The organism is Paenibacillus chibensis (assembly GCF_004001045.1).
GTDB classification, from domain to species: domain Bacteria; phylum Bacillota; class Bacilli; order Paenibacillales; family Paenibacillaceae; genus Paenibacillus_AQ; species Paenibacillus_AQ chibensis.
In genome coordinates this window covers 14,219-28,536 of record NZ_BIMK01000031.1, presented here as the reverse complement: position 1 = coordinate 28,536, position 14,318 = coordinate 14,219, and the positions used below count along the sequence as shown (strand labels likewise).

The following is a 14,318-nucleotide window of genomic DNA, read 5'->3' as shown; positions in this document are numbered from 1 at the left end:
ACATGCGGATCGGAGCCATAGAGGCAGGCGGTACCAAATTCGTCTGCGGGGTTGGGAACGAATCGGGCTTGATGGAGGACAGCATCAGCTTTCCGACCGGGGATCCCGAGGGGACGATGCCCCAAGTGATATCCTATTTTGAAAAGAACCGGGTGGAAGCGATCGGCATCGGCTCCTTCGGACCCGTGGACCTCCGGAAGGAGAGCCCGACATACGGCTTTATAACGACCACGCCCAAGCCGGGATGGGCCCAGTACCCGTTTCTGGATACGCTGCGCCGCCATTTCGACGTGCCGTTCGGATGGGACACCGACGTCAACGCTGCGGCATTCGGCGAAGCAGCATGGGGAGCAGCCAAAGGGTTGGACAGCTGCGTCTATTATACGATCGGCACGGGCGTCGGCGTTGGCGTGTATGCCGGAGGACGGCTCGTTCACGGCCTGGTTCACCCGGAGGGAGGCCATGTGCCGGTGAAGCGCCATCCGGAGGATTCTTACCCGGGAGGATGCCCATACCATGGCGACTGTCTGGAAGGGATGGCCGCGGGCCCGGCTATCGAAGCGCGCTGGCAAGCCAAGGGACATCTGCTGCCGCCGGATCATCCGGCCTGGACAATCGCAGCGTATTATATCGCTCAGGCAGTCACCGGCGCGATTCTGATGCTGTCGCCGGAGAAGATGATCCTTGGCGGAGGCGTCATGCAGCAGCCGCAGCTGTTTCCGCTCATCCGCGACGCGGTGGCGCGGAATTTGAACGGCTACGTCCAGGCGGAGGAAATTACGGAGCGGATCGGGGAATATATCGTTCCGCCGCGGCTTGGGGGCAAAGCCGGATTATACGGCGCACTGGCGCTGGGCTTGAAAGCGCTGGGCGAGTCGCTGGCTTAAATCGCTTTTAACCGGAATCAATCGTTACGGGCACCCTGTATCATGGATGCTCCACTCTTCCTCTTCGGGGGAAGAGTGACATATTCGATTTTTTGTAAGCGGTTGCTTGGAAAATGAGAAGGGAGAAACGACCGAATGAAGACAAGAAGAGGAATCCTTTCATTATGTTTAAGCGGCCTCTTGGCTGCTTCCGCGGCGTTATCGTTTCAGGCGGATGTCGGGCGGGTATCGGCCGAGCCGCAGCCGGTGCCAAAGGAGCAAAAGGAGGCTGGCATGAGCATGGTACAGACCAATTTGAGCGGGTGGAAGATGCAGGGCAAGGGCGGCATACAGAATACGGCTGACGGCCTGCTGCTAACTTCGGACCCGAAAGAAAATATGATCGCGATGTCCGACACGCAAGCAGATGATTTCGTCTATGAAGCGGACGTGATGGTTCAAGCAGGCACTCATCCGGACGCGTCGCTGCTGTTTCGGAGCAGCGAGGACGGCTGGTCCTCCTACATGCTGCAAATCGTGCCGGATGCCGGCGTGCTGCGGCTCAAGGATGCCGCCGGGGGCGCAGGAAAGCTGAACGTGGAGAAGCCGGTGTCCATGAAGTCCGGGGATATCGTTCATTTGAAGGTGAAGGCCGAAGGCTCCAGCCTGAAAGTCTATTGGGGCAGCGCTTATCAGCCTGTCATCGACGTCCGGGATTCTGCGTATCAGAAGGGACGGCTTGGTCTTCACGTGTGGGACGGTGCGGCGCTGTTCCAGAACATCATGGTCAGCAGCCTAAACGGTAACATAGGGGCAGCTTCGGCAGCTAAAGGAAGCTGGCAGCCGGACCTCAAGGGCTGGAAAGGCTCGGCCGTGGGCGGGCAGGCCGCTTGGGAAATGCACGCAAGCCGGCTCACCGACGGTGTCTATGAAGGAAATGTCATGCTGCAAGAGGGAGCCTCTGCGGGCCTCTTGTTCCGCGGGGACGCGCAGGGCTCCACAGGCTACGTTGCGGTTCTGTTTAGCCAAGGCGACCGGATTGGCGTGCAGCTGCGGAATGCAGACGGTAACGTTCTGCGCACGTCGGGGGACACCTATCCCAACGTTCCGGGCGCAAAGCATCATCTCGAAATCAAGGCGGCCGGCCAGCGGATTCAAGTATTCGTCGACGGATATGAACCGGCAGCAATTGACGTGAAGGATGGCAGCTTTCTGAGCGGATTCGTCGGGATGAAGGTGGACGCGGGCACGGCGTATTTTCAGGATACATACGTGAAGGATGCTGCTGAGTATTACGCGGAAACCTACCGGCCGGAATATCACTACAGTCCCCTTCGCGGTTCGGCCAGCGACCCGAATGGGCTTGTGTATTTCGACGGGGAATACCATCTCTTTCACCAGGACGGGGGGCAGTGGGCCCATGCGGTCAGCCGCGACCTCGTGCACTGGAAGGCGCTGCCGGTCGCGCTCCCGTGGAATGACCTGGGCCATGTATGGTCCGGCTCCGCGGTAGCCGACAACACGAACGCCTCGGGGCTGTTCGGGAATGCGGGCGGGAAAGGGCTGATTGCCTACTACACGTCCTACAGCCCGGATTTGCCGAACGGCAACCAAAAGATCGGCCTCGCCTACAGCAACGACCATGGACGGACGTGGCAGTATGCCAAAGACCGGCCAATTGTTGTTGAGAATCCCGGCAAAAACGGGAATGATCCCGGCGGCTGGGACTTCCGCGATCCGAAGGTGGTACGGGACGAAGCGAACGGACGCTGGATCATGGTCGTATCCGGCGGGGACCATATCCGTTTCTTCACCTCGTCCAATCTGCTCGATTGGACGCTGACGGATAACTTCGGCTACGGCGATTACGTGCGCGGCGGCGTCTGGGAATGCCCCGATCTGTTCCAGCTCCCGGTGGATGCTGCGGGCCAGCGCAAATGGGTGCTCATGATCAGCACCGGGGCCAATCCGAAGACGCAGGGCTCGGACGCGGAATATTTCATCGGCGACGTGACCCCGGAAGGGAAATTCATCGATGACAATCCTGCCGGGAAGGTGCTGCGAACGGACGTTGGCAAGGAATTCTACGCCTCGATGTCGTTCTCGGATATGCCGGACGGCCGCCGCATCATGCTCGCCTGGATGACGAACTGGGATTATCCGTTCAGCTTCCCGACGGCGGGCTGGAAAGGGCAGCTGACGACTCCAAGGGAAGTCTCGCTGAAAATGACGGATGAAGGTATCCGCATGTATCAGCAGCCGATTGCCGAACTGGCATCGCTTCGCAGCCCGCTGGTGCAAATCGCGAATCGGAAGGTCACGGCGAATTCGGATAATATCTTGAAGGGAATGGCCTCGGGCGCTTACGAAATCGAAGCCGAAATCGAGCTCCCGGCAAACGAGGGCGCCTCGGAGTTCGGGTTCCGGCTCCGTCAAGGCGGGGATCAGCAAACGGTCATCGGGTACAAGCCGGGCAGCCGGCAATTGTTCGTCGACCGCTCCGCCTCGGGAACGACCGATTTCTCGGGCCAGTTTTCGACCCGGCATGAGGCGTCTCTTGCGCCGGTGAACAACCGGATCAAGCTGCGGATTTTCGTGGATGAATCCTCGGTGGAGGTATTCGGCAATGACGGCCGGGTCGTGTTCTCCGATCTTATTTTCCCGGATTCAGCCCGAAGAGGCATGAGCTTTTACGCGAAGGAAGGCCAAGTAAAGGTGGTGTCCCTTCAGGTCTACGGCTTGCAGAACACTTGGAGAGAAGGTTTCGCCTCCCCTGAAATCGTCATGGATCAAGCGGAACTGGAGCTATCCCAGGGACAGGCGCAGGATCTATACGCATCGTATGCGACCGCTGCGCATCCGGCATCTAGCCCGATTAAGTGGACATCGAGCCGTCCGGATATCGCTGCCGTCGCCTCCCCGGGACAAGGGCATGCGGTCGTGCAGGCCCGAAAAGCGGGGGAAGCCGTCATTACGGCTTCAACGCCGAACGGTAAGGCTGCCGCAAGCGCGACGGTCCGCGTCACCAGCGGCACATTCGACACAAATCTGACCGGCTGGAAGGCGAGTCCGGCAGCGGCGAAATGGGTCGTCACGGAGCAGGGCATCCGGGGGAGCTATGCCAGCGATGCCAATTACATGGCGGCTGCGCACGCCGGGAATTTCACTTATGAGGCGGATATGCGGCTTGGCGAGAACGGCGGTGCAGGCTCGATCCTGTTCCGCGCCAGCGAAGACGGCCGCAGCGGTTATTATTTCAATCTGGATCCGGGCTTAAAGGCGATCCGATTGTTTTACATGGTGGATGGGCGCTTCGAAGAGCGCCAGGTGCTGGCGAAGCTGCCGCGGTTCCTTCAGCCCGGAGAGACGTATCATGTGAAAATCCAGGCGGACGGCCCCCACATCGCTGCCTGGGTCGACGGACAGCAAATCGCGGACGTCCATGACGGCATGTTCGCGGAAGGAAGATTCGGCGTGAACGTGTTCGGCGGACAGGCGTATTATCAGCATGTGCAGGTCAGCGGCATGTCCGATGCCCGTCTGACCGAAACAAGCTTCGTCAATGCAGGCGCCCGTCTGGCCCTCGATGCCGCGCAATCACAAAACGGCGAACCGGTCGCCGTGCGCACGCCGGACGCCTCCTCCAATCAGCAGTGGGTGCTTGTGCCCACAGGGGACGGATCGGTTTCGATCCGGACGAAGGGAGGCAAAGCACTGGATCTCGACACCGGACAAAACAAGCTGCAGCTCTACGATTACCTGGGCTACGACAACCAGCGGTGGAAGGTTACGGCGGATTCGGGCGGAAATGCGACGATCCTTTCCGTCTTTAACGGCAAGGCGCTGGAGGTATCGGCCGACGGGCAGCTTCAATTGAGCGATGCCAAAGCCGGCGAACCGAGACAGCGTTGGATGTTAACCCCGGGGACGAATCTGGAACGTTAATGGGTCCGTTGTTCGCTGCTTCGATAGGATGATGTGGTGCTGTCTGGGCGTTAACGTTCAGCGCGCGTCAGCCGCAAGCTTGGCGACAACGGGATGACAGCAGCGAAAAAGGATCTTTCCCGGCCTATTAGGCCGGAGAAGATCCTTTTTACGTTATTCACGCGAAATCCGCTTTCCGTGGTCGGGAACGCATTCTGCGGATGGGGCTTTCGATTTTCCTGCTGGGCGATCCGCTATTTAAGCTCCCAGTTCGTCACTTTTTTCACGGCAGCGTCCGCATCCTTTAGGTCTATTTCGCCCATGCTCAGCAGGGTGCTCCACTGTTTGACCCGGTTTTTGCCGTTCGGCGGCTGGTTGTAGTCGTTGGTATCCACGATCTTGGTGCGTTCGGCGTAAAATTTGGTCATGAAGGTTTTCTCGTCCTTGCTGCTGCCGGAACGGGACAGGATGCCCTCCAGACTGCCCGAATCACCGTCCGCGCCTTGGTTCAGGGCGGTGTCTACGAATGACCCGATGGTCAGAGCGCTCGTGAAGCCGCGTTTTTTGGCCTGGTCCACGCTGTATTTGATGTACACGTTATAGAAGGTGCGCCACATCGCTTCCCTCCAGGCGGCATCATTTTGCAGCCCGTTGATCTTTTTGACGAACACTGACTTGCTGTCGGTAATTTTCAGGATCGAACCGCTCATTTTGCCGTTGACGCCGATCCGCTTCAGCCCGCCTTCGACGGTCGGATTGCTGGCGCCTTTGACCCGGTCGTATTCCTTGAACAGCGCCGGTCCGTCCGGGCCGGTATCGTTGGAGCCGCCGGTCGTCGCGCCGAAAATGCCGATCGTGTATCCGCGGTTGTCCCCGATATCCTCGCAGTAGCCGTAATATTTCGTCCAGTTCAAATCGTCCTGCTCCGGCTTGTTGACCAGCATCATGATATTGTCCCACTGCTCGCCGTCGAGACCCGTGTTGCTTTTCAGGAACTGAAGCGTATCCGGTGAGAAGTTGGCGTCATGGTTGATGGCGGCGGCGGTTACTGCTTGGCTGTTGAGATCGGTGCTTGCTGCCGAGAAGGACGGACTGCTCTCCACCGCAGGCTCGCTGCCCGGATCCGCCGCATCCAGTGGCTGCACGATCGAGGGAGCGCTTTCGTCTGCGAATGCTTTGGGCTGCGCAGGTCCGGACATGGCCGTAATCGAGCCCAGCAGGGCAAAGCTTAGCAGAGCCGCGATAAATTTGCCTCTGGAATGAGTTTCTTTGTGATTTGTCGTATTCATCATGAATCCCTCCGATATGTTTTTTAGGCGAAGCGTGGATACGTGCCGAATGCTTCCATTAAAATTAAAGCGATTAAACTTTTGGGTTAAAAAACAAACAACAGTCATCGGATGTGCATCTTTATGGATGAAATTGATTAAATCCTTGGGCGAAAGCATCTCATCTCCTTCCTTGGCGCCATAATTAAAGCGCTTAAACTTTTGGGCGTGAAAAGATCCATCGTCGTTAGAAATCTGATGTCTGCACATAGATATGCTTGGAGCTCAAGTTTTATTTCGATTTCGTACAAGAGCATACAAGAGATTTTCCGGCTTGTATACGGGCTGAAATGACTAAAACGGAAACCGGCGGGGATAGATATTTTTTCCTACGCGGCCTCCCGGATGTAGATCTATGGTGTTTTTTGCCTGAAGCTTGGGCGGGGCATCCGTGAAGCAGCAAGCCGTAAGCTTGACTTGGAACGAGTGAGGAGATCGTTTTTGGATCATTGGGATCGGCAGTGCAGACACGGGGGGAGTCGCGGAATTTTCTTGAAAGTTGTCGATTATAGAAGGGATATATTTATTCAAATAGAATATTTTTACATGTAGTACCATTAAAATCATAGGGAATGGTGTGAACAGTGAAGCGTTACGATAAGCATTACTATGATGCCTGCCAATCGTATATGAGCATGCATAACCAAGATATTATTACAAGGCAGCTCCGATGCGAGAACATAATTATGATCAGCGAAACAATGGTGAAAGTCGGTTTTGTTTTCTTTTTCGCGGCAATCTTCTGGTCGCTTCGTTTGGCCCTGGCATATGAATTTTCTGCTACTTCATGGAGCTTTTATATCATTCTTATGTACGCAGGCATCTACTGGTATTGTAACCGGAGTCTGATTCGTCGCAGAGCGTATAGCGATGCTGCTGAAGTGATGTTGTATTTGCAGGATGAGGAATCCCGGCAGAGATATGTCAACGAGAAACTGAGACCTCGAATGGAGTAGGCCAAATGGAATATCGCTTGCAGATGGCTCCCCGGATACGGTACTTTGGGTATACAATGGGTGTATGGATTCCCGAACGTGCAACATTTTGCCCGCCGGTGTCCAGAAAATACATACTTGATGAAGGGGGCCGAATCAGATGTGGATCGCTTATGCCTTCGGCTCGGCACTGTTTGCCGGCATTACCTCCATCCTTGCCAAGATCGGAATACGTAACGTGGATTCCAATTTGGCTACCGCGCTGAGGACTTGGGTCGTCTTGATCTTCTCGTGGCTGATGGTTTTTATCGTCGGTTCACAGAATACGATGCCGGATATTAGCGGGAGAAGCCTGTTATTTCTTGTGTTGTCCGGCTTGACGACAGGCGCCTCCTGGATTTGCTACTTCCGGGCGCTGCAGCTCGGACATGTCAATAAAGTGGTGCCGGTGGATAAGTCCAGTAATGTGCTGACGATGATCCTGGCTTTTATCTTTCTCGGTGAGCGGATGACGTGGATCATGGTGATCGGGATGGTGGTGATCGCCGTGGGTACGTACATGATGATTCAGAAAAGCAAAACGGAGAGGGCTGCGGCCGCCGAGCATAAAAGCTGGCTTCTCTATGCCTGCCTCTCGGCGCTGTTCGCGGCGCTCACCTCCATTTTGGGCAAGATCGGCATCGAGAACGTCGAGTCCAACCTCGGAACGGCCATCCGGACGATCGTCGTGCTGATCATGGCCTGGCTGATCGTGTTCATGCAGAAGAAGCAGAGGGAAATGAAACGCATCGACCGGAAAAGCTGGCTGTATATCGCGCTTTCCGGCCTGGCTACCGGGCTTTCGTGGCTGTGCTTCTATAAGGCGCTTCAGGATGGTCCTGCCAGCGTGGTCGTGCCGATCGATAAGCTGAGCGTGCTGATCACAGTTTTGTTTGCATTTCTTTTTCTCAAGGAAAAGCTCTCGGTTAAATCTACGGTCGGCCTGCTGCTGCTTACCGCCGGAACCCTGGCGCTGCTGGTCAAATGGTAAAGTGTCATGCCGTACGAAAAAGCTCGCCATCCGGCGAGCTTTTTCGTTTCTGAGTGATGTGATATGAAGATTATCCAGCCTGTGGAGATAAGGAGGGATGGACTCGGGCTAGGCAGTGATCATCCAGGTTACGCCATAGGAATCCGTGATTTCTCCATAGAACAAACCAAAGGGCTTTTGCGCAAACGGAACCTTTACCTGTCCGCTGGAAGCGAGCCGATCAAAGGCTTCCCTGGCTTGGGATTCTGCTTTATACGATATGTTGAGGAGAAGTCCGCTCCCTTGCGTAAATGGTTCAACCGAATCGGCCATGAAAATCGAACTTCCGTCCTCCATCTCCAGGCATAAATGCATCACCTTGTCCTGAAGCTCCTGACGCGTCTCCCCGGTCTGTCCATGCGTCAAAACGGAAGAAATGACCCCGCCAAGCGTTTTCGTGTAAAAATCCGCTTGGGATTTCGCATCCTCGGATAAAATAAACGGCCTTACATGTCCCATGATTGAACATCCTTTCATTGACAGTTAATAGATGATACAAAACCATTATAAACCAATGTTTAGGGCTGCTATTCTCCAGGATGATAATCTGTCGGGCTGCGGAGCTGGCGTTATCGATCAGGTCTCGAACAAGATTTCGCCGGTGCGGGTCAGGTCATAGCCGGCAATAGCCTGCAGCTCCTTCCGGAACTCGTCCGACCGCAAAATACCGAGCAATGATTGAATCCAAGGCATGTTCTCCGCGGTCTTGAGCATGACGAGGTCATAGCGCTCTTCAATCAGCGGAATGAACTCCACCTGGCCGACAATCGCCGCGGCCTTTTCGATTCCGACGCCTACATCGGCTTCCCCGGAAGCGACCTTCGCGGCCACGCCGATATGATTCGTCTGCTCCTGCTCGTATCCGCTCAACTGCTGCGGCTTGATGCCGTGCAGGCGCAGCTGCTCGTCCAGCAGAACGCGAGCACCCGAGCCTTTTTCGCGGTTCATGAAGCGCAGGCCGGGGCGGCTCAGGTCGGCCCAGCTTTTCAGTCCGAGAGGGTTGCCCTTTCCTACGTAAAGTCCGGCATTTCTGGACAGCAGATTGACGACCATATAAGATGATCCGACGAGCAGCTTGCGGATGTACGGGATGTTGTATTCGCCGGTATCGCCGTCCAGCAGATGCGTGCTGACGATATCAGACTCGCCGCGGTACATCGAAATCAGGCTGTCGAGGCTGCCGACATATTCGCGCAGGGGCCGGATGCCGGAGACGCCTTTTTCCATATATTTTACCAGAATGTCCAAGCTGATGTCCTGTCCCGTGATCACGAGGGGACGTATGCCGCCTGGCGCAGCCCCGGTTCCGGAATGAGACCGCTCCGCGGCAGGAACGGACGCGGTTACTGTCTGAGCTGCAGCGGTCTGCATACCTTTCGCACGTTGTTTATAAGCTTCAAAGTCGGCTGCATCCACGCGCATCTGCTTGCCTACCCGGTAGGAAGGAAGCTCCCCCTTTTTGATCAGGTCGTAGACCGTGAGCTTGGAGATTTTCAGCATTTTGGCAATTTCTTCGGTCGTGTACGATACATCGCTGGACATCGTTATCCTCCTCATTCAAAAAACAATCCGAATCACCATGTGTTCATATGCTTTTATTGTACCATACTTGAAAATGAACGTTTTCTGAACAGGTTTACAGCGCAGAAGGATTCTAGTTATAATTTATATGAATTATATCTAATTATAACTAAACATAACAATGGGGGACGCAAGTATGGCTTTAATAAGTAAAAATAAGATGGTTTTATATGTTTTGGTTGCGATGATGATCATGTTCGCCGCAGGCTGCGGCAGCCGTGCGGATACCCCATCGGACAGTGCAGACAGCCAAGCTCAAACCAGCTCGGGCACAACCGCTTCCGATGCGGCACCTGCGGAAAAGGTGGATCTGACCATTTCGGCGGCTGCCAGCATGACCGATGCCCTGAACGATATCAAAAAAACCTACGAGGCCGCGAATCCGAATATCGAGCTCAGCTTTAACTTTGGCGGTTCCGGCGCGCTGCAAAAGCAGATCGAGCAAGGGGCTCCGGCGGACCTGTTCCTCTCCGCGGCAGTCAAGAACATGAAGCCGCTGGTTGAGAACAATCTGATTGCGGAAGGCAAAGAGAAGACACTGTTGAAAAATGAACTGGTGGCAGTCGTACCGGAGGACGGCAAGGCGGCAGTAGCCGGTATGGAGGATCTGGACAAAGCCGACGTGAAAAAGGTAGCTATCGGCATTCCGGAAAGCGTTCCTGCGGGAAATTACGCCAAAGAAGCGCTGATGAACGCCAAGCTGTGGGATGCGCTCCAATCCAAAATGGTTCAAGCCAAGGACGTGCGTCAGGTGCTACAATATGTGGAGACGGGAAATGCCGATGCCGGATTCGTGTATAAAACGGATGCACTGACATCGTCAAAGGTCAAAATTGCTTTTACCGTGGATCCGGCCTCTTATTCGGCGGTGGAATATCCAATCGGTATCGTCAAGGCGACCAAGCACTCGAAAGAAGCGGAGGACTTTTACAATTATCTGCAGTCCAAGGCTTCGCTGGATGTGTTTCTGAAATACGGATTTACCGCAGCAGAGTAAAAGGATGTGTCTTTCATGAGCTGGCATGATTTTTGGTCACCGGTGAGGATTTCTTTGCAGGTCTCGCTGCTGTCGAGCGTTGTCGTGCTCCTTCTCGGCGTCGCAGCGGCCTGGTGGATGTCCAAGCGTAAATGTAAATGGAAAATCGTGCTGGAAACCGTATTGATGCTGCCGCTGGTACTGCCGCCAACGGTCGTCGGCTTTCTGCTGCTCGTGGTCCTGGGCCGGAAAAGCTGGATCGGACAAGCGATCGAATGGCTGTTCAACGCTCCCGTCATTTTTTCCTGGTGGGCAGCCGTCATCGCCGCGGTCGTGGTGTCTTTTCCGCTGGTCTATCAGACGATGAAAAACGGCTTTGCCTCCGTGGATCCGGAGCTTGAGAACGCCGGACGTTCCAGCGGGGCGAGTGAATGGCAGGTGTTCCGTCATATCACGCTTCCGATCACCTATCATTCGCTCGGCACGGCTTTTATTCTGGGCTTTGCCCGCGGACTCGGGGAGTTCGGCGCGACACTGATGATTGCCGGAAACATTCCGGGCAAAACCCAGACGATCCCGACAGCCATTTATGTGGCCGTGGATGCAGGCAATACACCCATGGCATGGGCGTGGACATGCGCCATCATCCTCATTTCTTTCCTCATGCTGCTGCTGACCGGGAACCGAAATCCAGCGGCAGAAACCCGTACTGCTGTCAAAACGAAATAATCTCTCTCATTATGAAACGGAGGTTTTATGTGTGGCAATCCGTCTCGCCTGCTTTCCGGGCGGAAAGCAGAAAGCCGTGACGCTCAGTTACGATGATGGACGTGAGCATGACCGGCGTCTGGTGGAAATCATGAACCGTTACGGCCTTAAAGGAACGTTTCACCTGAACTCGGGGAATTTGGGAAAAGAGCATTATATCGCTGCGGAGGAAGTACCGGCTTTATTCAGCGGCCATGAGGTATCGGCGCATACGGTAACCCATCCGTTTCTGGAGCTAGCGCCCCCGGAAGATGTCGTGAATGAAATCATGCAGGACCGGGCTGCGCTTGAGCGTCTGGTCGGCTATCCGGTCAGAGGGATGAGCTATCCTTTTGGAACCTATAACGACAGGGTTGCGTCACTGCTTCCGTCGCTTGGGATCGAATACGCGCGGACGGTGGAAAGCACGGGAGCTTTTGATTTGCCCGCGAATTTCCTGACATGGCACCCAACCTGCCATCATAAGGACATGCTGGATGCCGGACAGCGGTTTCTGGACCTCCATCTCAGGTTCCCGCGAATGGCTCTGCTCTATGTATGGGGGCACAGCTATGAATTCGCGGATCAGGACAATTGGGACGAGCTGGAACGCTTCGGCGAGCTGATCGGCGGGCATGAGGAAATCTGGTACGCGACAAATGCGGAAATTGCTTCCTATATGCAGGCGGTTCAACGTTTGCGCTTCTCGGCAGATTGCAGGCTGGTGCATAACCCGTCGGCGATTCCGGTATGGGTCCAAGTGGATGGCGAGGCACAGGCGGTGGAACCGGGAGCTATCGTGAATTGGAACTAAAAAGAAACAGGGTGGAGCGGGCGATTCCGTATCCATAGAATACGTATATGAAGGGCATCCGAGGGCAGAGCGGGTGCCCTTTTCGCATACCGGAAAAAAGGATTATGCCTCCCTGAAATGGAAATGAAAGAGGAAGGAAAACAACGAATGAGCACGATTCAGGAGGCGGGTCATGGAGGAGAAGCAAAGTAGGGCGTGGGAGCCTGTGCAGGGCAAGCTGATGACCAGGTGGGCACGGGACGTGAGTCCCGATAACGCGCTTCCGGAATATCCGCGGCCGCAGCTGGTCAGGGAGCAGTGGATGAATTTGAACGGGCTCTGGGACTATGCGATTCGTCCCCTGGAGATGGAGCCGGCGGAATATGACGGGCAGATCCTCGTCCCGTTCCCGCTGGAGTCCGCTTTATCGGGCGTGGGCAAACCGCTTCGGCCTGATCAGCGCCTATGGTACCGCAGAACGTTCGAAGTGCCGGAAGGATGGGGAGGGCAGCGGCTTCTGCTCCATTTCGGCGCGGTGGACTGGCAGACGGAAGTATGGATCAACCGGCAGCGCGCGGGCGGACACACCGGGGGTTACTGTCCTTTTACGCTGGAGATCACGGATCTCGTGAACGGCGGTTCAAATGAAATCGTGGTGGCAGTCTGGGATCCGACCGAAACGTACGGACAGGAGCGCGGCAAGCAGACGCTGCGGCCGAAGGGCTTGTTCTACACGGCGGTATCGGGCATCTGGCAGACCGTCTGGCTGGAGCCGGTTCCGCAGCAAGGAATCCGATCCTTAAAGCTGACGCCCGACATGGACCGGCAGGAGCTAAGGATTCAAATTCAGGCAAACGACGAACCTGCGGATGAACTTATCCTTGAAGCGGCCGCGTATGAAAAAGGCATCCGTATCGCCTATGGACGCTGCCGGTCCGGGGAATCCTTGAGGCTGCAAATCGAACATCCGCGGCTGTGGAGCCCGGATGACCCTTTTTTATATGACCTGAAGGTGCAGCTCGTCGAGCAAGGGGAACCTGTGGATACCGTGGAGAGCTATTTCGGCATGCGCGCCTTCAACGTCGAGAAGGACGGCGCGGGAGTCCCAAGGCTTTGCCTGAATCATGAACCCGTATTCCAGCACGGCATCCTCGACCAGGGCTACTGGCCGGACGGCCTGTATACCGCCCCGACGGACGAAGCGCTTGCTTACGATGTGATGTTGACCAAGAAGCTCGGCTTCAATATGACCCGCAAGCATATCAAGGTCGAGCCTGCCCGCTGGTATTACCACTGCGACCGGGCCGGACTGATCGTCTGGCAGGATATGATCAACGGCGGCGGCGGGTGGAATCATCTGCACCACATCATTTTGCCGAACGCTTTCGGGGCTTTCAAAGTGAGGGACGACAAGTACAAGGTCATGGGGCGGGAGGATCCGGCGAACCGGGAGCAGTACAAGGCCGAACTGAAAGAAATGGTCGATGCACTGCACAATGTCCCGAGCATCGGCATGTGGGTACCGTTCAACGAAGCCTGGGGGCAATTCGACGCTGCCGGGACGGCGGCCTGGCTCACGGCGTACGACCCGACGCGTCCTGTGGATCACGCCAGCGGCTGGCATGACCAAGAAGTAGGCGACATCAAGAGCGTACACATCTATTTCCGCAAGCTCCGGATGCCGAACCGCATCAAGGGCCGGGCCGTCGTGATTTCGGAATACGGGGGCTACAGCCTGCTGGAGCGCGGCCATGTCTGGCAGGAAGGCAAGGAGGTCGGATATAAGCGCTGCGCATCGCGGGAGGAGCTTCAGCATGCCTATGGCAGGCTGATTCGGGAGCAGCTGCTGCCGCTGGTCGGGAAAGGCGTCTGCGCCGCTGTGTATACCCAGCTGACCGACGTGGAGACGGAAATCAACGGACTGGTCACATACGACCGGGAAGTGGTGAAGCTTGATTCCGGCTGGATCACGGAGCTGCATAACGAGCTGAGAAAGGGAAGCCGGTGAAGCAACGTGCAGGATTCCATTTGAACATCGTGAGATATCTGCTATATTAATTATGTTAAGAAAAGTTGTAATAAAAATGTTTCCGGTTCGG

Annotated in this window: 10 protein-coding genes; 7 read left to right on the top strand and 3 right to left on the bottom strand. The window is 55.7% G+C overall.

Annotated features, from left to right (window positions below; genetic code table 11):
• The first annotated feature begins 2 nt into the window (after positions 1-2).
• Together PCH05_RS20630 and PCH05_RS20625 are read left to right on the top strand one after the other, a co-directional pair.
• The gene (locus PCH05_RS20630; RefSeq protein ID WP_127605387.1) at positions 3-887 is read left to right on the top strand and encodes an ROK family protein; all 885 of its coding nucleotides are present in this window, start codon (positions 3-5) and stop codon (positions 885-887) included.
• A gap of 135 nt (positions 888-1,022) precedes the next feature.
• On the top strand, positions 1,023-4,811 hold the full coding sequence (locus PCH05_RS20625; RefSeq protein ID WP_127605385.1) for a GH32 C-terminal domain-containing protein: 3,789 nt from the start codon (positions 1,023-1,025) through the stop codon (positions 4,809-4,811).
• Positions 4,812-5,044: 233 nt separating this feature from the next.
• Here PCH05_RS20625 and PCH05_RS20620 read toward each other — a convergent pair whose 3' ends face one another.
• Positions 5,045-6,079 (bottom strand): chitosanase, encoded by a 1,035-nt coding sequence (locus tag PCH05_RS20620; protein WP_246049809.1) that lies wholly within the window; start codon positions 6,077-6,079, stop codon positions 5,045-5,047.
• A gap of 1,134 nt (positions 6,080-7,213) precedes the next feature.
• On the opposite strand from PCH05_RS20620, the gene PCH05_RS20610 reads away from it, so the two are divergent.
• On the top strand, positions 7,214-8,083 hold the full coding sequence (locus tag PCH05_RS20610) for an EamA family transporter (RefSeq protein WP_127605381.1): 870 nt from the start codon (positions 7,214-7,216) through the stop codon (positions 8,081-8,083).
• A 108-nt stretch (positions 8,084-8,191) separates the two neighbouring features.
• Here PCH05_RS20610 and PCH05_RS20605 read toward each other — a convergent pair whose 3' ends face one another.
• Entirely contained in the window at positions 8,192-8,581 is a 390-nt protein-coding gene (locus PCH05_RS20605; RefSeq protein ID WP_164766738.1) for a VOC family protein, read from the bottom strand.
• A gap of 117 nt (positions 8,582-8,698) precedes the next feature.
• Positions 8,699-9,664, bottom strand: coding sequence for a substrate-binding domain-containing protein (locus PCH05_RS20600; RefSeq protein WP_127605376.1), 966 nt, complete (start codon positions 9,662-9,664; stop codon positions 8,699-8,701).
• 175 nt (positions 9,665-9,839) lie between these two features.
• Here PCH05_RS20600 and modA point away from each other — a divergent pair, with 175 nt between their 5' ends.
• From modA to PCH05_RS20580, 4 genes are all read left to right on the top strand, one after another.
• A complete protein-coding gene (gene modA / locus PCH05_RS20595; protein ID WP_127605374.1) occupies positions 9,840-10,700 on the top strand; it encodes a molybdate ABC transporter substrate-binding protein in 861 nt (286 codons plus the stop codon).
• Between the two features lie 15 nt (positions 10,701-10,715).
• On the top strand, positions 10,716-11,408 hold the full coding sequence (gene modB / locus PCH05_RS20590; RefSeq protein WP_127605372.1) for a molybdate ABC transporter permease subunit: 693 nt from the start codon (positions 10,716-10,718) through the stop codon (positions 11,406-11,408).
• Positions 11,409-11,439: 31 nt separating this feature from the next.
• Positions 11,440-12,240, top strand: coding sequence for a polysaccharide deacetylase family protein (locus PCH05_RS20585; protein WP_127605370.1), 801 nt, complete (start codon positions 11,440-11,442; stop codon positions 12,238-12,240).
• A gap of 172 nt (positions 12,241-12,412) precedes the next feature.
• A complete protein-coding gene (locus tag PCH05_RS20580) occupies positions 12,413-14,227 on the top strand; it encodes a glycoside hydrolase family 2 protein (protein ID WP_174806287.1) in 1,815 nt (604 codons plus the stop codon).
• The last annotated feature ends 91 nt before the right edge of the window (positions 14,228-14,318 follow it).

Bases quoted from the DNA above. Each gene is read 5' to 3' on its own strand.
- PCH05_RS20630 (WP_127605387.1), top strand. From the start codon at position 3: ATGCGGATCGGAGCCATAGAGGCAGGCGGTACCAAATTCGTCTGCGGG.
- PCH05_RS20625 (WP_127605385.1), top strand. From the start codon at position 1,023: ATGAAGACAAGAAGAGGAATCCTTTCATTATGTTTAAGCGGCCTCTTG.
- PCH05_RS20620 (WP_246049809.1), bottom strand. From the start codon at position 6,079: ATGAATACGACAAATCACAAAGAAACTCATTCCAGAGGCAAATTTATC.
- PCH05_RS20610 (WP_127605381.1), top strand. From the start codon at position 7,214: ATGTGGATCGCTTATGCCTTCGGCTCGGCACTGTTTGCCGGCATTACC.
- PCH05_RS20605 (WP_164766738.1), bottom strand. From the start codon at position 8,581: ATGGGACATGTAAGGCCGTTTATTTTATCCGAGGATGCGAAATCCCAA.
- PCH05_RS20600 (WP_127605376.1), bottom strand. From the start codon at position 9,664: ATGTCCAGCGATGTATCGTACACGACCGAAGAAATTGCCAAAATGCTG.
- modA (WP_127605374.1), top strand. From the start codon at position 9,840: ATGGCTTTAATAAGTAAAAATAAGATGGTTTTATATGTTTTGGTTGCG.
- modB (WP_127605372.1), top strand. From the start codon at position 10,716: ATGAGCTGGCATGATTTTTGGTCACCGGTGAGGATTTCTTTGCAGGTC.
- PCH05_RS20580 (WP_174806287.1), top strand. From the start codon at position 12,413: ATGGAGGAGAAGCAAAGTAGGGCGTGGGAGCCTGTGCAGGGCAAGCTG.